Consider the following 20630-nt stretch of genomic DNA (forward strand, 5'->3'; position numbering starts at 1 on the left):
TTGATGGAAGCTCAAGCGGACAAAGCTTGTACGCGAACGTCTCGAGTACGTTAGCTAAACCGAGCGTACGGTCGAAACGAAAGCCTACCCTTGCGAGCTAAGAACGGACCCTCAGACGATCACGCATACGCTCCGCCAGCCATTTCATCGAAGTTTGCCGCTCTTGAAAGCCGCACTTCTGCTCCTGCACCTCATCTGCTTCGACATTCGCGCACGCGAGTAGAAAGCGCTCCCTCGACCCCGTCCGCAAACCTTTCAGCAACGCCCGGTGCCGACGATCGCGCACATTCGAGGGATCGAGGCTTGCCAAGTCGAACTCCCGCAAGTTCTCTGCAGCCAAACGATCGTACGCAATCGCAAATGCATCGAAGTCGCGGTACGTGGGCAAGTTATAGTAAACGGCATCGAGCAGCCACGTCTGATACGCCACCCGAAGAAGTTCGTACAATCCTTCGTTTTCCAACCATGTGCGCAACGCTGCGAATGCATCCAGAAAATCGAGAGGATACCGACCCTTGTCGGACATGACGTTCGTGCCGGCGAACTCCCGATGGGTCACCATCGGCGACGGCAGACGCACAAGCCGCTTCGCCGCAACGGCCGCAGGTAACGAGAACATGAGATCCTCGGTCAGACGCAGATCCTGAAAGCGGATGCCACGCCCCTCCAGCAGATCGCGACGCACCACCTTGTTCCAAGGAACGTTTTGAACTGTCTCGAAAAACAGATCGGGCGCTGTCTCTCGCGAGAATGAACCCGAAGGATACGATGGAAACTCCCGTTCGTTCCGCATGCTCCATTCAGCAGGAAACGCGCGCCGGCACTGCTCGTTATAGGTGCGAAACGCCACCAGCGCCATATCCGCACCTGATCGATCCAGCGCCTCAACGCAATTTTCCAGCAAACCGGCATCAATGAAATCGTCTGCGTCTAAGCAGTACACGTACCTTCCCCGCGCCGAGTCCAACGCCGCATTGCGAGCGGCGCCGGGACCGGCATTGCGCTGACGCAGCAAGCGCACACGTCCGTCGCGAGCCGCACTTTCCTCCACCAGAGCGTATGTTTCATCCGTCGATCCATCGTCGACGCAAATCAACTCGAAGTTAATGAGCGTCTGCGCCAAAACGCTATCGATGCACGCCGTGATATAATCCCGAGCGTTATGCATGGGAACGATCACCGACACCTGCGGCTCTGACGACATGGCACCCTCCTTATTCGACGAATAAACAATGACAAAAGCGCGACCGCCGTGCCGGCCGGCCGCGCTTCGCCTTACTATGGCAAATCGTTAAGCGTTGTACGATTTATGAGTACAATGGCACGAGGAACCTAAGGCCCGTATTTCCCTTATCGATACCCGCATAAGAATAGAAGCTGGCCATGACGTTAGAAATGCCGGATGCCCACGTAGGACTGGTGGCATATTGTTTCCACACGACGCCCTCCTTGGTCGCCTGTTCGTAGTTCCACCGCATCTTGTACAGAGTATTCTGGTGGTAAGCGTTATTTAAATAGCGATTTCCACTTTTCGCAATCCATTGCGCCGCCCCCACGATGGCCTTCTGGGGCGTCGTCCACTTGTTGCTCTTCGCCAAAGCGGCACCACCGTTATCTGGATCGAGGTCGTAAGCTCCGATACCATAGAAATTCAAATAGCCTTTATAACCGGACACCTTACCCTGGGCAAGCGTAGAGCATCCCCAAGCACTTTCTAGAATGGCATGAGACAACAGGTACACTTCGTTCACACCATAGGTTTTCGCAGCCTCAATGAAGTACTTGCCCGTACCTCGTAGTTTGCTGGTCACCCCGTAAGCGGATTCGCTGTACATGCAGTTTTTCTCAATAAACGCGTCGATCTGCGCCGCCGTCACCTTGCCGGAATAGCCCTCGTTCAACACCGCGAACTGGTAGAATTCGCTGTCCTCGTAGCTGACGATATCAGGATTTAACGTCTTTGCAGATACGCCCTCCAAACTCGCCATTCGCGAAAGACTTACGCCCGTGCTTTCATAGGTTATCTTGTCAGACAGATAGCTCATGATCAAGGTGCGCAGGCTCGGCGAAATCGCCGACGTGCCACCGAAGAAACGAATGCTGGAAATTGAGCTCTTGTTAACGGATGCCTCCTTGACCGCAGCCATCAGCGAATCATCCACCAGTAGCATCACCGAATTAGTCTTTCCCTGCAGTACCGACCCCGAAAGCGCGTCATAAGGAGCCGCGCCAGTGGTAAACGCGGCCGCATCCCACGAAAGCCCCTGATATTTTACAGCCCACGCAGCAATCTCCGCGCTGGTTTCATACTGCGTAGCACCACCGAGGCGCGTTAGCGAACCCAGTTCACGCAAGAAGCCAGCCGCCTGAGTCGACACAGCCGCAGTGCCGCCGACGATTACTGCCGATGAAATCTCCTTGTGCTTGTATGCAGCAGTCAACGCGTTCTTCTGAGCCGTGGGCAAATTGCCGTCTCGAGCCAGAAAGATGGGAGCCTTTTTCGAGAATGCCACGGGTGACACAGATAACGCGTCTCCATAGTGCCCACCCGTGGCAACGATAACCATACTTGAAGCCCACAAGCCGTTGTCCAGGCCGTAGTCGTAGATCTTCATCTGCGTGTCGTAGCAGTCGGCGCCGCCCAGCCGCGCCTTCAAGGTGATGCCCATGCCCTTGAGCTCCTCCACCACGCCGTCAGAGACGGCGGCCGTGCCCCCAAGGACGACGGCGCTCTTCACGCCCATCTGCTTGAGAGCCTCCTTGGTCGCGGCGTGCAAGGACGTCCGCTCGGTGAACAGGATGGGGCAGTCCAGCGCGCCTGCCAAGCCCGCGCCCGCGAGCGCGTCGACCCAGGAGTCGCCGGGACCCGCCAAGATCACCGTATCGGACGAGGGGTAGGCAGCCTTCGCCTCGGCAACGGCCGTCTCGAACATGGTCGCGCCTTCGTATTTCTTCACACCGCCCGAGCCGCTCAGCGACAGCGTCGCAACCCCCTCGCTCGCCTCCGAAGTCTCGGAATCCTCCAACGCCGACAGCACCTCAGCAATCTCCTCGTCGGTGATCGCGCTGAACGCCCCGGCTTGCTCTTCTTCGGTCAACTCAGGCTCATCGATCGCACCTTCCGCTTGGCCACCCTCGTTCTCAGCTGCCTCCAGCTCGCCGGATTCCTCCCGGGCCTGCCCCGCGCCTTCGGCAGGGCGATCCGAGCCCGAACCAGCGGGCAAGCCCTCGCCGACACCACCACCGGTCGCATCTTGCACAGCCTCGCCCCCATCGGCGGCATCCTCCGCCCCTTCAATCTTGTTTGGATTTCCAGTTCTACCCTTCTCGCCTTCACCAGCCGATCCATCGTTGACGCTCGACACGTCATCAGCGGTAGGGCCCTTGGATCCTACGCCCACTTGCGCATCACCATCGTCAGCATACGCGCGCACCGGAGCCATGGGCACGGAATACACGCATAGCAGAATCGCGAGAACCGAGGCCAGTAGCACCTGACCGACCGTTCGATTCTTCGTTGTGGAGTACGTCATGATACGATCCCTTCTGCTATTTCGTAAGCAATCTCAACCTTGCGCGACTGGTACTGCCTCATGTCGCTTGCATTGTCGATGAAACATACTTCCAAGAGCGTCGCCGGCAACGTACCGCCCAAAATGGCAACCTCCTGCGTTTTCTTGCCTCGATCCGTCAAACCTACACCTTTAATAAGGTAAGGATGGATCTGGCTTTGCCAGAAAGACGACATGAACGACGCATTGTAGTTATGGATGAGGGATTCAGTACCCGTTCCTCCCCCGGCGTTGAAATGGATGGAAACGATAGCGTCGCATCCTAGCGCTTTCGCCTCGGCATGACGGTACTTGTACGGCCCGCCATCGTCGTTTACGTACACGTTCACACCGTAGTCGTTCTTTAGAATGTTGCCTACCATGTCGGCCAGCTCAGCCGTCAGCTTGGCTTCCACGTAGCCGCCGCTCACCGCGCCCGAGGCATACGCACCGTTGCCAGTATCATTCTCCCCATGACCCGCATCGACATACACCTTGAAGCCTGGCAATGAAGCAGCGGGGATATCGAACGCCTCGGCCAAACGAATGCGTACCGATGGCTCCACCGCGCTCTTCCCACCGAAGATACGCAAGGACGACACGCTCGCCTTCCCGCCAGCTGCAACGGATATCGCACTCACGTTCGTAGGCGATACCAGTAACATCACCGATTTCGCCTTGCCCTGCAGAACCGATCCCGCCAGCGCATCGTAAGGAGCATCGCCTGTAGTGAAAGCGGTGTTATCCCAGCTGAATTCGGCATTAGCGACCGCCCACGAAGCAATAGCTGAACTGGTTTCGTACTGCGTAGCACCACCGAGGCGCGTGCTTTCACCCGAACCGCCAGCCAGCGAGCTCACGAAATCAGCAGTGCCTGCCGCTGCAGCTGACACGGCTTCAACACCGCCAGCGATCAACACGGTTGTACCGTAACCGTTTTTCGCAGCCTGCGTCAGGCTTTCGCGTTGGACCTCGCTCAAATCCTTCGTAGCGCTGTCGACCAGAAAGATGGGAGCCTTCTTGGCGAACGCCACGGGCGAAGCCGACAGCGCATCGCCATAATGCCCGCCTGTTGCGAAAATCACTACATCCTTGCCCCACAAGCCGTTGTCCAGGCCGTAGTCGTAGATCTTCATCTGCGTGTCGTAGCAGTCGGCGCCGCCCAGCCGCGCCTTCAAGGTGATGCCCATGCCCTTGAGCTCCTCCACCACGCCGTCAGAGACGGCGGCCGTGCCCCCAAGGACGACGGCGCTCTTCACGCCCATCTGCTCGAGAGCCTCCTTGGTCGCGGCGTGCAAGGACGTCCGCTCGGTGAACAGGATGGGGCAGTCCAGCGCGCCTGCCAAGCCCGCGCCCGCGAGCGCGTCGACCCAGGAGTCGCCGGGACCCGCCAAGATCACCGTATCGGACGAGGGGTAGGCAGCCTTCGCCTCGGCAACGGCCGTCTCGAACATGGTCGCGCCAGAAAAACTCTTTACGGAGACGGGATACGATAACCTTGACGAGGAAAGAGCCGCAGCCTCGCCGTCGGCCGATTGCCCGTCATCCACATCTCTCTCGGACTTGATGACGCCGCTCGTTAACGCATCGGCAATCTCGGCATCGCTCGCCGGGTCCCGGTTCTCTTCCGTCGTTGCCCAAGCGATCGAAGGCATCGCCAGCAGGCACACTAGCAATAACGAAAACAGTGCCGCAACGTACGTGCGGCTCATTCGAGATGAGTCCATCGAAACATCCTTCCCCATTCGCCTTTTGAACAACGTACCACGAACGAAGTGCTTTGCACGCGAACTTCCGTTCATATCTATAACGGAGCGACTAATCACAGCGCTGTGGCACCCACGCAGCTACGATAAGCTCAGAAGCGCAAGCCTACCTCGGATTCCGCACCGATCTGATAATCGCAGCCTAGTGCGCGCTCATACCCGAGCGATAACGCCTATCCCTCACAATGTTACCGAGTGCGCAAATAACTCCGCGACCAGTACACCCTTTGATCAGCGCGATCTCGCGATCGACGGTCTGCTCGCGTCCGCACAAGCGCCGAACTTTTTCATGACACGCCTGCGCAGCGGCCGTGAACGCCCGCTGGTCATAGTAAAGCCGCTCGACGGCGTCGGCATACGCCTCGGCGTCCTCAACCTCGCATAGCAACCCCCGATCGTCAGGCAAAAAACACCGAGCAGCATCGATGTCCGAGCTCACCACGACTAGACCGGACATAGCCGCCTCGCCCATCGACACACCCTGCGAGTCAAACCGTGTAGGATACAACGCGATACCGTGACTTCGATGTTCGCTCGCTATCTCGGAGCGCGACAGAAAGCGACGGTGCAAACGAACGTTCTGAAATCCGCGCAAGGGTTGAACCAGCCGGTCGTATAAGTCGCCCGTACCGTACAGGTCGAACTCCATGTCAGAGAAAAACGGTCGGCGGCTCAACTCCACGATAACGTTCGCCACCACATCCAATGCATAGGTGGACACGTTGTCGAACTTGCGCGTCAGAAACACCTTCTTACGCAGATCGGGATCCTTTTCCTCAAAGCGAAAAATCTTGTCGTCCACCAAATTGGGAATTACATGAGCCCGTCTGAAAGTAAAGCCCAATAGCTCCTCGCTGCGCTGCTTCAACGCCTCGGACACAAACACCCACGACACATTAGGCTTGGAGTTGTATCGAGCGATGACCGCATCGCGCTCGCGAAACTCATCTTCTTGCTTCGGCGAGATCTCGGGTAGGTCGCTGAAGTACGGCGCAGTAAACAAGGGCCAATCCCAATAACGAGTCTCGGGATTGTGCGACCACAGAAAGATCGGCGTATCGTCCAGATCAGCACGATCAAGCTCGCGGGCATAGCGCAGATCAAAGAAGTGCAGCAAAACCGCTCGATAGCTCCTCCAGCGCAATAGCCGACCAAGCTCGTCCATGGGCATGCGCAGAACGCGTACACCTTCGAATTCGTAAGCGCAATATCCCTCATAGTCAAAAACGCACAAAACATCACATGCCACATGCGCCTCGCGATATGCTCGCACGCGAGCATGAACGAACGCGCAAGGGTAGGTGTTCTCATAAGCCGGATAAGCGGGCACCACCACCGCCACGTTGCCCTTGAGCGCCGAATCGCAAAACGCGCGAACCGGGTCCTCTCCGGTCGCGGGAGCCACGGCTGCACGAGTCACCAACACGCCGGAATGAGGAAAAACCTTCACCAAGAGCGCATGTTCTTGGGCGGCAGGCAACTTGAGCAGTGTCTTAGATCCCAGCGTGGCCTCACCCAGCACGTGGTTGTATTCGTCCACCACGTATAGCACGCCCGCACTCCCCAAAAGCTTTTCACCCTCGAAGGAAATATGGTAATAGCCCGCATCTCCAGCGTTAGGTATGACAGAGCGGAAAAGACCATCGTCGTCCGCATCGTTCACCATGCTCAAGCCTTCGGTTAAGCAATCACAGCGCGCCAATTGCGAGGAAGAAACCCATTCGCTTCTTGTCAGATCGACGTATTCCGTAGGATCACCCCAGCCATTCCTCACACTTCGCAAGCGCCGATTTCACCGTGTCTTGCATGTCGTAGTAGCGGTATTCGCCCAAGCGCCCACCGAAACGCACGTTATCCTCTCGCTCTGCAAGTTCCCGATAGCGCTCATAGCGAGCACGATTGCCTTCGTCTTCCATAGGGTAATATGGCTCGATGCCACGATGCCAATCTTGCGGGTACTCACGCGAAATCACCGTGGTGGGCTGCGCGCCGAATTCGAAGTGCTTATGTTCGATGATTCGCGTGTACGGCGTTTCACGATCAGTGAAATTCACCACAGCCACACCCTGGTAATTCTCACAATCTAAGCGTTGGTGCTCGAAGCGCAGGCTGCGATACTCCAGCTCTCCGCAACGGTAATCGAAGTAAGAGTCTATCGTGCCCGTATACACCACCATGTCGGCCATTGCATCAAAAGCATCTTTGCCATCGAGATAATCCGCACTTGTGCGCACCTCTGCACCCTCAAGCAGCTTTTCGATAATGCGCGTGTAACCGCCCTTGGGAATACCCTGGTAGGGATCAACGAAATAGTTGTTATCATAAATGAAGCGCATGGGAATACGTCGCATGATTGACGGGGGGAGTTCCGTGCATGGCTTGCCCCACTGCTTCTCGGTATAGCCCTTCACGAGTTTCTCATAGATGTCAGGACCCGCCAGAGACAGAATATGCTCCTCGAGATTCTTCGGACTCTCGCACGGCACACGCTGCGCATCGATGACAGCCCGCGCCTCATCGGGCGTAACCGTCCCCCATAGCGCATGAAACGTGTTCATGTTGAAAGGCATATTGTACAACTCGCCTTTGTAATTGGCGATTGGCGAATTGATAAAATGATTGAACTCGCAAAATTGCCGCAGGTAGTTCCATATAGACTCATCATTCGTGCGGAAAATGTGCGCACCATATCGATGGACGTTGATACCGTCGACTTCCTCGGTATAGCAGTTGCCTCCGATGTGATCGCGCTTCTCAAGCACAAGCACGGACCTGCCCCGGGCAATGGCTTCATGCGCGATGATCGACCCAAACAGGCCGCTTCCAACAATGAGGATGTCGTAATGAGCCATGGAATTCCTCTCAGTAACTGCGGTGTCGTCTGCCAGCATACCAGACGACACCTTCAAGCTTGTATTCAATTTCGATCAATTCAATCCTAAACCGGCTCTTTATCGAAGTAGTCCCATATTCGTCCAGTAAGGTGCCAGTTATCGAAATCCATTACGTCGCCATTGATTTCATACTCTCTGAAATCGACGTCCTGATTCCAGTCGGTAGTAGTGACGTAGTAGTAGCGGGTTCGCTCAGCGTTTTCTGGGATCTGAAAAACAGGCGTCCCCCCGAACGCTTCGTAGCTCTCACTGCCCAAGCCCATCGCATCAAGCACGGTTGCTTGGAAATCAAGATGGCCGGTAGGAGCTTGAGAAACCCGATAGGGCGCCGCGCTTTCCTCCGCAGTCTGGCCAGATGGCTTTACAAGCATAATCGGGCTCGAAGGCTGATCCATCGGTTCGGCAAACGTGGTGTCGGCAGGAATATACCTGCCATGATCGGCCGTCACGATGATGGTTGTATCGTCGTACACACCGAGGTCTTTGAGCTGCGCAATGTAATCCGACACCATCTTCAGCGAACCGCGGCATTGCCGCTCGCGCGACGAATTGCCATCACCTACGTAATCTCCGTTCTCGTCCATAGTGTACGGCTCGTGAGCGCCCTGCAGGTGGATGAAGCGAAAATCGCCGACGCCTCCCTCGTCCTTCAGAGAAAGACCCACTTTTTCAAGATTATCGTAATACGAGACGTCATCCATAGTATAAAGAGCGTTGTCAAGGGCCTCCTCGTCAGACTCAGCGACCATAGCCTTGTTCAGTTCGTCGGTCCAGAACCAGAACGTCGGCTTGAACGACCAGGGAAGATCGCGGTACAAAGCGCATTTCCATAACATGGACACGGTGCCCTCGCGATTCAGCTCCGGACGCACTTCGTCTTGCATATTGTATACGTAACGCTCGGCGCCGCTATTCGCCTGAAAGAACGAGTCGGTGTATAAGCCAATAGAGTAGCCGCTGCTCTGAATAGTCTCTAAGAACGTGGCAGGCACATAACGGTTTTCGAAGAACTTGAACAGATTTGCGCGATCGTCAGCGTTACTTTCTGGAAGAACCTTCCCCGAGAGCAAATAGGGCACTGCGTAACGCGTAGGAATCATCATACCGGTGGAATTATGAAAATATGTGAACCCCGTGAACTCATTCATTGCCGACGGATCACTCGCGATCACCTTGTCGAGATCCTCCGTATCGTACGTATCGAGAACGAAGACGACCACATTTTTGCTCGGCGAAACGCTATAGAGCCCTTTCTGAGTAATCGGAGCATCCGACCGAGCAAGCACGCCGGAATCCGTGGAGGATGCCGACAAAGCGCTCGGCTGTTCGGAAGGCTGAGCGAACAAACTCCCAATGCCCACGGCCTGCACGATGATCAGACACACACTGACAACAGCGGCTGCTCCTCGGCAGGTCGGTCCGAACCATCGACTCAAAATAAGAGGAATCGCGATAATGGCAGCCCAGATGAGCGCGCTCAACGCAGTAATGGATGTGTAATCTTGCCAAGGAACCGCCTTGCCATCGGCCGCCGGTAGCGCACCGTTGAGAAATAGAGCCTGCACATATGCCGCAAGTCCGAGCGAAAACACCACGAGCATGATCACCTGAAACGCCTTGCCGCGAAACAGCGAGATGACCAGCGCTAAGCTCACAGCCATAATCGCTGCGGGAATCGCAACAGTCAGCCATATATCAGACAACCCGAACACGAGATCGGTCGTGTTGCTGGCGACGATCTCGTACGGCGCCACAACGAACAAGGTAAACACAGTGAACGCCGACACGATGAGCGCGTACACCGCGCGCTTGCCCCAGCCCCAGCCTCCGCGAGTTCCAACATCGCTCGGAACACTGGCGCGCTTCGCGGAGGGGCGACGTCTTTTGCCGACAGGCGCAACCTGGACCTGCGCTCCAATAGGGTTTCCGTCGGTGTCAAGACGATGAACGTCGGGCTCCACGATCTTATTGGCGTTCTCGTCGATATTAAGCGCTTTGAACAATAGTTTGCGCGTGCGTCGAAGCGCCACGCCCGCCACCGCACCAAGAGCAACCGCCACGCCAGCGAAAGCCTGGATGGCGTAGGTCATGACTGAAGGATCCACATAGGCATAAGCGGGCGTTGCAAAGGCAAGCACCGCAAGCGCAGCCAGCAACGAGGCCGACGCGGCATCGAAAAGAGTGACGACAAGTCTCTTCTTAAGCATGATCCACCTGCTTCTTTTCCTCTTGTTTCGCCAGCATGCGCGTCAAAAGGTACTCGCCGGCAACTTCGCCGCCGCGACCAAGATTGAACACGAATCCGTCCAGCACCTCGGTGATGGATTCTTTCCATTCATCCTGCGTTGCCAGCATGTGTTCGACCACGCCGCCAATCGATGGCACGTCTTTCACGGCCACCGAGCGTCCAATGCGATTTCGAAGCGAGATGTCCGTCGGTTCGATACCGAGATCCTCATATTCGGGGTTGGATACCTTCATGGTCGTGTCCACGAACACCGCGGGTTTTTTAGTTGCAAAGCAGAACTCGCAGGGAATGGACGACCAATCCGTGATAAGGATGTCCGACGTCAGTACTGAATTATTGCTGCTGAAATCTCCTTCGAAGCATAGCTCGCCTTCGGGCAATGCGCTGTAGCGCGCCTTAAGGGCTTCCCACCTCGCCCCGTAACGCTTCACGTACTCAGGATGGGGACGCACGATAATCCGATACCCGTGGCCCATAAGCGAGCTCAGCATCTCGTCGATGCATGAATCCAAAATGCAGTCTTCCTGCCACGACGGCGCAATGAGAACAACAGGCCGCTCGTTGGGCTTGCGTGCTGCCTCGTCGCACTGGTACGCGGCTATCACCTCGTCTATTAGATCATATCCGCATTCAACCAGCTCTTTGCGAGGCAGGCTACGCAGCTCCTCCGCACGTCTGAGCTCTCGCACTTGATGCGGGCCAACGCACATGATCGCATCGTAGTTGTCGTAAGACTCTTTCGTCGCCACCATGTGCGTACTGGTCATATGGTGAAACATGAATACGTACTCCACGTCCTTGCGGACGTACGAACGTTTATTGTAATAGTTGTCGAGGTCTTCTTGAGTGACCACCACGACGTCGGCGTCCATCTTCATCATGAGCGTGATGGTCTTCTTCTGCCCGATAAAGTACGGCTTGATGCGCGGTTCGCGCTTCGCAATTTCAAATATCTGATCGTCGGGATCGTTCGTCACGTAGTGTATCGGAGCATCCGAATGCCCAAGCAACCACTCGATGGCACCCTTGAAATATTTGTAGAAACCGCTGCTTTCCGAGTAGAAAACAATGTGCTTGTTCACCACGTTAAAAAAGCGCTTGTAGTCGGCTTTCTCGCGCTTTGAGAGCGGATCGAACCAACGACGCTTCTTGCGATCGGCCTCAAGCGCGTGCAAAGCGTCTAGCTCTTTGCGACTTTCCTCCAGGTCATCGTAATCGATGTGCCTACCCGGCTTGATGATCACATTGCACATCGCCTGAATAACGATAGACATGAGGTTCGAGCATACCCAGTAAAAGCCCATGCCCGTGGCCACAAAAACACCGAGCACAAAAGACAACGCAATAGACAAACCGTTAGTCATGTTCTTCTCGGCGCGCGACTGTTCTTTCTGCAGCGGATTAATCCGGTTTTGCGCGAAGCCCATGACGATGGCAGACAAACCTGCGAATAGCGGCATAACCCACGAAGCACCGCCATCCTCCCACGGCACCATGCCCATGAACTCCGTGCCGGGAGCTCCACCATCGGTGATCCAGTGCACTACCTCTACGAGGCCAAATAGCACGAGTATCTGCGCGGCCAGGGGAACGAGGCTCAACAGCGGATGATAGTGCTTTTCTTTGTACAATGCATTTTGGGCCTCGCCGATCGCTTCGCGATCGCCGAAAAACTTGACGTTAATTCGGTTGAGCGAGGGCATCAATTGAACCATGACGATAGCGTTCTTCTGACACCACAGCGACAAGGGAAGCATGAGCAACTTGATAATCACCGTAAACAAAAGAATCGCGATCCACCAATTCCCCGTCAGATCGTAACAGGGCTGCACAATGAGCCAGAGCAGGCTGGCAAAAGCATCTAACATGAAAGCACGAACTCCTTCGATGGTAACCTGAACGCACAAACCCGGCGCGAATGTTGACAATCGCATAACGAACGACTGATCATAGTATGCAATTTCAACCGATAATGCAACGCAAGCGCCCTGAGACCCGCATGAGAACACATTGTTTTCCACGGCCTCGACAAACACGCCCGCATATTTAAAAAAGCAGGTTTTGCATAGTTCGCCTCGCCTCCCTTTCCCGAGCCGTCGATCTACAGTAAACTGTCGGTCACATCACCCTCATCAGCAATTATCAGAAAACGGAAGGCACTATGAAAGTACTCGTAGTATTCGGCACACGACCTGAAGCGATCAAGATGTGCCCACTCGTCCTCGCGTTATCTCATGATCCAGCCGTAGACGTGCGCGTGTGCGTAACCGGGCAGCACCGAGAAATGCTTGACCAAGTTTTGAATATTTTCAAAGTCAAACCCGATCACGATCTCTCCATCATGCGCCCCGGGCAAACGCTTGGACTTATCACCACTTCGGTCATTGAAAAAATGGAGCCCGTGCTCGAGGACGAGCGTCCAGACATCGTCCTCGTCCATGGCGATACCACGACATCCATGGCCGCTGCGCTTGCATCTTTTTACCACCAGATCCCCGTGGGCCACGTTGAAGCAGGGCTTCGAACGTACGACCGATACTCGCCATTCCCCGAGGAAATGAATCGCAAGATCATCTCGGCGATTGCCACCTACCATTTTGCACCCACCGAGACCAATCGTCTTGCACTTGAACGCGAAGGCGTTGTCGAGCACGTGCACGTCACCGGCAACACCGTTATCGACGCGTTCCAATACACCACCCACGATGACTACGAATTCGTAAACGAAGACCTCGCACGGCATGATTTTTCGAAACCCACCGTGCTGATGACCGCGCATCGTCGCGAGAATCTCGGCGATCCTCTTTGCAACATCTGCGATGCCGTGAACGAGTTGAGCGAACTCTATCCGGACACATCTTTTGTCTATCCCGTCCATCTGAATCCGGCTGTGCGCGAGACGGTTTTCTCGAAACTCGGAAACAATCCGAACGTCGAACTCATTGACCCCGTTGACGTAGAAGACATGCACAACGCCATGGCTCGCAGCACGCTCGTACTCACAGATTCGGGAGGGCTGCAAGAGGAAGCACCCCATCTCGGCAAGCCTGTCGTAGTGCTACGCACCGAGACCGAGCGACCTGAAGCGGTCGACGCAGGGACAGCCGTGGTGGCAGGTGTCGAGCGGGAGGACATCGTGCGCATCGTGAGCAATATCCTCTCAGATGACAGTATCTATCGCTCCATGGCTAACGCAGCCAACCCATACGGTGACGGCCGTGCCTCCGAACGAATCCTTGCCATCTTGAAGGAGGGTTTTTGATGAGGGTTTATGTCGCGAGCTGGTTCTTTCCGCCAGCCACCTCCTCGGAGGGTATTGTCACCTACAAGCTTCTGCGCAATTCCGAGCACACGTTCGACGTGTGCTCCTCGCAAAGCGACCTGTGGGGCTACAAACACGAGCTGCCCGTACGAGCCGACAACATCTGCATCACGCCCATCAAAACCGACGAGGTCGACGAGTGGGTCGAGCGCGCCATCGAGTTGTTCGAGCGCGAGCACGAGCACAACCCCTACGACGCTGTCATGACGCGCAGCATGCCCCCTGAGAGCATTCTCGTCGGCGAAGCCGTCAAAAAGCTCCATCCCGAATTGCCGTGGATAGCATCCATAGCCGACCCCATAGCCCGCAACCCATACCAGATCAAGGATCTTGTTCTCGACAGTGAGAGCATGGACGATCGGGAGAAAACGTCTCTCGTCGATGCCCTTTCGAATGGTTTTGGCATTGACTCCTTCGACGACCCCGCCGCACAGTTCCTCAAGAAGATGAAAGAGCTTGAGGACAAAGCGATCAACGGGGCAGATGCGCTCGTCTTTCCCTGCGACACGCTGAAAAGCCATGTACTTGGCACCCGCCAACGCAAACGCGCCATCGCAATCCCGCACTCCTTCGATCCCGAGCTGCTCGAAGGAGCGAAACCCTCGGCTTCCCTGACTCGGGAATCGAGCCATCGAGATGCGATCACGTTCACCTTCTTGGGCCATACCGACCATCTCCGATCGCTCAACCCCCTTGTTTTGGCTTTGCATCACATCCAGAATACAAACACGGCTATGCTCGATCGCATTCGCGTCCGCTGCATTGGACACATTCCAAGCGACACGAGGGATCTCATCTATAATTTCCACCTGCACAACGTGGTCTCTATCGAGCCGAGCGTCGATTACTTGACGAGCCTCGCTATCATGGAGGAATCCCCCTGGCTCGTGCATGTTGACGCTTCGTTCGATTCCCTCGAAGAAACAGGTGGAAGCATCTTTTTCGCGGGAAAGATCGCCGACTACTTCGGCACGGGCGCACCCGTGCTCGGCATCACGGGCCACGGCTCCCCCGCTCAGAGCATGATCGATAGAGCCGGTGGTGTTTGCGTCGATCCACGCGAAACCGCAAAGCTAGCCGAAGCGCTCATCGGCATCGTGGAAGGTTCGCTTGTCCCGCATGTCGATCGCTCATACCGCGATCGCTTCGCTGCAAAGAATGCCGCGTCTATGCTCGACAGCCTTCTCGCGGACCTGACTTCGAGCGGCTCGTCTTTTTCACGAGAGACGTGGCCTCAAATTGGGGCATTGAAGAGCAATGAGAAGCTCGTTAGCATCTGCATTCCCTCTTACAACGTCGAGTGCTATCTCGATCGCTGCCTGCTCTCGCTCGTGTCTTGCCGCCATGCAAGCCGTCTGGATATCGTCATTGTAAACGACGGATCAAAAGATTCCACACTTGAAATCGCACGCGCATACGAACAGCACTACCCTGATATCGTGCAAGTCATCGATAAGCAAAACGGCGGTCACGGGTCCACCATTAACGCAGCGCTCGAGAAAGCCAAAGGCCGATATTTTCGCGTCATCGACGGCGACGACTGGGTCGACTCAAAAAGCTTCGACGAGCTTATCGACAATATGCTGGCTCAGAACATTAACGCAGACTTGATCTCGAGCAACTACTACCAAGTATTTTTCGAAGACGGACACACATTCGCATGGGAGAAAAAAGGCGATTCAGAATATTACAAGCAATATGAATTCGCCTCGTCCGATTTTGCCATGGAGTACTTTGCCATGGCATCAGCCATGTTCAAAACCTCGGTCATGCGTGAAGCTCACTTTTCACTGCAGGAACACACGTTCTATGTCGATGTTGAGTACCTACTGTTCCCAATCCCTTACACCCGTACCGTGATGTTTACGCCAGAATACGTTTATCGTTACGCGGTCGGAAACGCGGATCAGAGCATTAACCCCAGCACGTTCACCAACCGTTACGATCATCACGATCGCGTGATCAGGCGCATGCTCGCTTACTATGAGGAGCACGCACCCTCCATGGGTGCCGGCCAACGCGACTACATGCGCAGTCTGTTCAAGCGCCACCTCCTGCAGAGTCACTACTTGCTATCCCTCGTCTGGGACCCGGATCGTAAACGGGGCCTTTCTCGCGCACTCGACTTTGACCGGCATCTCGAATCCACAGACCCCGAGCTTTGGAAAGCTTGCGGCAAGCTGTACCCCGCGGTAGCAACCGCCCGAGCCAAGGGATTCGATCCCGAGCGAATCAGCAAGCCGAAAGACATCAACGATGGAGGGCGAACCCTTCGCGCCATTGCAGGTAAAGCGATTCGGCGGCTTAAAAACACGAAGCTCGCCGACTCTTTAGCAGCGAACGACGGCATTCGCACGGCCTATCGAAAAATCGTAGGTCGTTGACAGCCGCAGCATAGGCGCATCGAAAAGATGAGGAGAAGTGCGGCTGCACGCGCTCATTCGATTGTGCAGTCGCCTGAGTAACCCTATAATAGGCATTTCGCAATGATCTGCCGCTCCTGCGACATAACGAGAGAGGGACGTATGACAACCGAAGCCGTGCAGGCCAAATCATGGAAGCACAATTTCTTCGTGCTCTCGACGCTGGTAACCAAGGACTTCAAGCTGAAATACCGTCGCAGCGTGCTCGGCGTTCTATGGAGCGTCCTGAACCCCTTGCTGATGATGCTCGTTCTCTCGGCAGTCTTCAGCTTCATGTTCCGCTTTCAGATCGAGAATTTCCCGCTCTACCTGATCCTCGGCAACATCCTGTTCACGATGATGGCAAACTCCACCTCAGCCGCAATGACTTCAATCATCGAAGCGGCTCCCCTCATTAAGAAAATACGAGTAGAGAAACTGGTCTTCCCCCTTGAAAAGGTCATTTTCGAGCTGGTTAACTTTGCAATATCCCTTATCGCAGTCGCAATCGTGATGGTGTACTACCAGATCGTTCCAACGGCGAACCTGATATTTCTGCCGCTCCTGCTGCTGTACATGGTCATCTTTTGCACAGGGCTGGGGCTCATCCTCTCGGCGCTCGCCGTCTTCTTTCGCGACACCATCCATCTCTGGGGCGTCGTCATCACGGCATGGACCTATGCGACCCCGCTGTTCTACCCCATGGAAGCCCTACCCGACTGGATGCAATCCATCATGGCATTTAACCCGATGTATCACTATGTCACGTATTTCCGAGACATCATGATGTGGAACACCAATCCGGGCGGCATGGAGAACCTCACGTGCCTGGGCATGGCACTGATCACGTTAGCCGTTGGCTTGCTTGTATTCCGCAAATCTGAACACAAATTCATCCTCTACGTGTAAAAGGTGCCGCTACCATGAATGAACCTATCATCAAAGTCGACAACGTGAGCATGGTGTTCAATATCGCCAACCAGCAGTTGAACAGCTTGAAAGAGTACTTCATCACCCTGCTGCGACGCGAATTGTTTTTCAAGGAATTCACAGCCCTCAAGGACATAAGCTTCACCATAAACAAGGGCGATGTTTACGGAATAGTCGGAACAAACGGCTCAGGCAAGAGCACGCTCTTGAAGATAATAGCCGGCGTACTCGAACCAACGCGCGGCACCTGTGAAATCAACGGCACGATCGCGCCCCTCATCGAACTTGGAGCGGGCTTCGATGCGGAGCTGACGGCGCGCGAGAACGTCTACCTCAACGGTGCTCTGCTGGGGTATAGCAAGTCGTTCATTGACGAAAGCTTCGACTCCATCGTCGCTTTCGCCGAAGTCGAGAATTTCATCGATATGCCGCTCAAGAACTACTCAAGCGGCATGGTTGCGCGCATCGCGTTCGCAATCGCCACCGCGACCGTCCCCGACATCCTCATCGTTGACGAAGCACTGTCGGTAGGCGATTTCTTGTTCCAAAAGAAATGCGAGGATCGTATCAATGAGCTCGTTAAAGAGCACGGCACGACGCTTTTGTTCGTCTCGCACAGCATCGATCAAGTAGAGAGCCTCTGCAAACAAGCCCTCTGGATCGAAAAAGGCAACATGCGCATGCAGGGTTCTGCCGAAGAGGTCTGCGAGGCATACAGACGACTGGGAGCGTAATTCGCAACAGCGCTTCGCCACCCCACGTCTCCGCAGACGTCATTTTTACTCTTACCAAAAACAGGAAGAGACAGGTCGAAATTCCCAATAAACGATACAGGAGTCCAGAAACGGCTCAGTGCAAATTCAAAAATCTTTTTACCCTGCTCAAGCTATGAAAGAGCTTCACACGTCCATCGTCCCAAACATCCATTCTCTCAACGAAGCGCAAGGGATCGTTAACGAGCAATGACAGATCACTCCAATCCTCGGAAGAGAATAGCTTCGGATCGAGCACTGCCCCATCTTTGAATTCGTGAGATATACGCTCGGCATACTCTCTATGATATATAGATGCAATGCGCTTATAATTCCAAATGTAAGCACTGTATTTTCTTTTACCCATGATAGGTAGAAGGCTTTCGTACCCGCCTCCACGTTCGGCCAGGAAGCGCTCGATTTCGGAATACTCTTCACAAACGTCATAGAGCTTATCGACTTGATTGATCGAAGATGATTCATTGTCCTGTCTATAGAACACAAACGCTTCAGGTATCATAACCGCGCGCCCAGCGCAGGCCCAAAGTTTAAAACTGAACGATGTATCTTGATACGAAGCGCCCGGTGTTTCAAGCAACCTAAGATTATTGTCGACAATGATGCTTCGTCGCACAAGCATGCAACATAAGGCAGGGGGAAGAAGGAAGCACTTTTCTTGACTACGCGGGTCGAACGGAACGTGACACTCATTTTGATCCGCATATCTTACGAGTTCCGTTCGCTCAGCAGGCTCCGACCAATACAACATGATATTGCAGCGCACGATATCCGCTTGATACTCGCAAGCTTTCTTGTAGAGAGTTTCGCACATTTCAGGCTTACAAAAATCATCGGATTCCAGCACTCCAACGTATTCGCCTTGCGCGACTGAGAATCCAAGGTTCATACTGTTTCCATACCCCGCATTCGGCTTCGTGATCACCTTAAAACGAGTATCATTGGCCTCGTACTCGCGTAGGATAGCAAGTGATCCGTCCGTAGATCCATCATCGACGCAAATCACTTCGATGTCTTGAAGCGTTTGAGCACATAAGCTATCAAGGCACTTCCTCAGATATCGTTCGACATTAAACACAGGAACGATGATGGAGATTAGCATTTTTTCACTTTCTGCGATACGTGACTATAACTTACTCGAAAGGCGACCATGCCATTGTAGCCGATGAATGGCATGGTCGCACAAAGAGCATCTTCATATCGGTCTCAAAATACGCAATAGTTGCATTACGAAAACTCATTGGCAAGTCTCTTTTGCCTACTCCAAGCAAGAAGCAATAGCGTTAAACGTGTCGGGAGACACAGCCGCAGGCCCGCCGAATACATAAGCGGTCGAAACATTCGGAGCATAGGAGCCAATGAAGCTGTCTACCGTCGTACGATTATTGTCAGCAACCAAAACGAGGGCAGCATTGTTCTTCCCACAAAGAGCTGCGCCTGCAAGAGCATCATAATAAGATTCTCCGGTTGCGATTCCCATTCCATCGACCTGCATACCTTGCGAAACGCACCATGTCGCAATCTCGTTCGATGTCTCATAGGCAGTCGGACCTGAAAGCCTTCCCGCATAAAGGCCACCAAGCTGAGACTCAACTTCGGGAGAAACGGCAACGACTCCTCCTACGATGTACGCTTTTCTAATTGCGGAAGATCTGATTGCCTGCAGCGTCTCGTCCGACAGCACTCCCGTACCAGACTCGGCAAGCAGAATGGGAGCATGATTGGCATACGCATAAGGAGCAACCGAGAGAGCGTCTTGAAAACTTCCCGACGTCGCAACAATGGCCGTATCGCCCCACCCGTCAACCTTCCGAAACAGCTCCACCGCTGTGGAGGTTGCCGTATTTCCAGCGAAACGCTCCACTTTTGCGACCCCGGCAATTGATCGAATTTGATTGACGACATGCTCGGACACGGCTGCCGGCCCTCCTGCGATATAGATGCAACTCGACCGCAAGCGTCGTATTTCCTGCTCCGTTTGGGAAGAAAGAAACTGTTTGTCAGTAAGAAGCACGGGAGCCCGAGAAAGCCCAGCCAAACCAGCAGCCGTGAGCGCATCCCAATACCCGTCCGTCGTGGCAACAATAGCATATGGGGATGATCCTGCTGCGAAACCCTCCAAAGTGATCGCGCGCATGGTATCCAACGCTATAGGGCCATGCAAACGAGTGAGCCTCGACGACGCTTCGTCGTCGCCCGCAGCCGGATCATCGCTCGAACCGTCTACGCATGTCCCACATGGTTCATATCCCCGAGAAATAGCACTGCGCAAACTTAACGACACCGGATTTTTCATACCCGAACACACTGCAGAGTAATGATACTTTCCTTTTCCTGATTTTGGAACGTATACTGTTCTATCGATATTTGAAAGAGACGCAATCCCTTCCTCAATCGGGTTGGACTCAACATCAGACAACGGTTCAAGCAAATCGGCATCAAAAGCAGACGTTTCCTCATTCGCGTCCCCCGTCAAGGCATCGAGTTCCGCATCGTCGTCCATCAAGCCAAGCTCATGCAGCGAATCCTTTTCGGATACTGGGATCTCATCCGCATACAAAACACCGCTTCCGACGCTTACGCTCAAAGCAAGCGCAATTGACGAGAATACGCGAGTCGCTACTCGCGCACCACTGCATTTATTCTGCACTTGCACGTCGAATCACCTTGTCCTTCATTAAACCTAATCGAGAAGCTCATACGTTGTATGGCAAGTATACGCCTTACATTCGCGTCTGGATCGGTAG

13 protein-coding genes are annotated in these 20630 nt (G+C 54.5%); 4 read left to right on the forward strand and 9 right to left on the reverse strand.

The window, feature by feature from the left end; all coding sequences use genetic code 11:
• Nucleotides 1-97 precede the first annotated feature (97 nt).
• From H8S61_RS04730 to H8S61_RS04760, 7 genes are all read right to left on the reverse strand, one after another.
• Entirely contained in the window at nucleotides 98-1204 is a 1107-nt protein-coding gene (locus H8S61_RS04730; RefSeq protein WP_186938111.1) for a glycosyltransferase family 2 protein, read from the reverse strand.
• Nucleotides 1205-1307: 103 nt separating this feature from the next.
• Nucleotides 1308-3533 carry a cell wall-binding repeat-containing protein gene (locus H8S61_RS04735; RefSeq protein WP_186938112.1) on the reverse strand — a complete coding sequence of 742 codons (2226 nt, stop codon included), beginning with the start codon at nucleotides 3531-3533 and terminating at the stop codon, nucleotides 1308-1310.
• Entirely contained in the window at nucleotides 3530-5278 is a 1749-nt protein-coding gene (locus tag H8S61_RS04740) for a cell wall-binding repeat-containing protein (protein WP_186938113.1), read from the reverse strand. The genes H8S61_RS04735 and H8S61_RS04740 overlap by 4 nt, the downstream gene beginning before the upstream one ends.
• Before the next feature lie 181 nt (nucleotides 5279-5459).
• Nucleotides 5460-6983, reverse strand: coding sequence for a glycosyltransferase family 4 protein (locus tag H8S61_RS04745; protein ID WP_186938114.1), 1524 nt, complete (start codon nucleotides 6981-6983; stop codon nucleotides 5460-5462).
• Between the two features lie 88 nt (nucleotides 6984-7071).
• Entirely contained in the window at nucleotides 7072-8169 is a 1098-nt protein-coding gene (gene glf, locus H8S61_RS04750) for a UDP-galactopyranose mutase (protein WP_186938115.1), read from the reverse strand.
• An 86-nt stretch (nucleotides 8170-8255) separates the two neighbouring features.
• Nucleotides 8256-10418: a sulfatase-like hydrolase/transferase gene (locus tag H8S61_RS04755; protein WP_186938116.1), complete on the reverse strand. Its 2163-nt coding sequence runs from the start codon at nucleotides 10416-10418 to the stop codon at nucleotides 8256-8258.
• On the reverse strand, nucleotides 10411-12327 hold the full coding sequence (locus H8S61_RS04760) for a YidC/Oxa1 family membrane protein insertase (protein ID WP_186938117.1): 1917 nt from the start codon (nucleotides 12325-12327) through the stop codon (nucleotides 10411-10413). Before H8S61_RS04760 ends, H8S61_RS04755 begins: the two co-directional genes overlap by 8 nt.
• 293 nt (nucleotides 12328-12620) lie before the next feature.
• Here H8S61_RS04760 and wecB point away from each other — a divergent pair, with 293 nt between their 5' ends.
• The 4 genes from wecB (at nucleotide 12621) to H8S61_RS04780 (ending at nucleotide 17847) form a co-directional block, all read left to right on the forward strand.
• Entirely contained in the window at nucleotides 12621-13721 is a 1101-nt protein-coding gene (wecB, locus tag H8S61_RS04765; protein ID WP_186938118.1) for a non-hydrolyzing UDP-N-acetylglucosamine 2-epimerase, read from the forward strand.
• Complete coding sequence (locus tag H8S61_RS04770; RefSeq protein WP_186938119.1) at nucleotides 13721-16165, forward strand: glycosyltransferase; 2445 nt, start codon at nucleotides 13721-13723, stop codon at nucleotides 16163-16165. Before wecB ends, H8S61_RS04770 begins: the two co-directional genes overlap by 1 nt.
• A 141-nt stretch (nucleotides 16166-16306) precedes the next feature.
• Nucleotides 16307-17092: an ABC transporter permease gene (locus tag H8S61_RS04775; RefSeq protein WP_186938120.1), complete on the forward strand. Its 786-nt coding sequence runs from the start codon at nucleotides 16307-16309 to the stop codon at nucleotides 17090-17092.
• Between the two features lie 14 nt (nucleotides 17093-17106).
• Nucleotides 17107-17847, forward strand: coding sequence for an ABC transporter ATP-binding protein (locus tag H8S61_RS04780; RefSeq protein WP_186938121.1), 741 nt, complete (start codon nucleotides 17107-17109; stop codon nucleotides 17845-17847).
• A gap of 115 nt (nucleotides 17848-17962) precedes the next feature.
• Here H8S61_RS04780 and H8S61_RS04785 read toward each other — a convergent pair whose 3' ends face one another.
• The gene (locus H8S61_RS04785) at nucleotides 17963-18985 is read right to left on the reverse strand and encodes a glycosyltransferase family 2 protein (RefSeq protein ID WP_186938122.1); all 1023 of its coding nucleotides are present in this window, start codon (nucleotides 18983-18985) and stop codon (nucleotides 17963-17965) included.
• A gap of 156 nt (nucleotides 18986-19141) precedes the next feature.
• Entirely contained in the window at nucleotides 19142-20539 is a 1398-nt protein-coding gene (locus H8S61_RS17680) for a cell wall-binding repeat-containing protein (RefSeq protein ID WP_186938123.1), read from the reverse strand.
• Nucleotides 20540-20630 lie beyond the last annotated feature (91 nt).

This window comes from Eggerthella hominis (assembly GCF_014287365.1).
Taxonomy (GTDB): domain Bacteria; phylum Actinomycetota; class Coriobacteriia; order Coriobacteriales; family Eggerthellaceae; genus Eggerthella; species Eggerthella guodeyinii.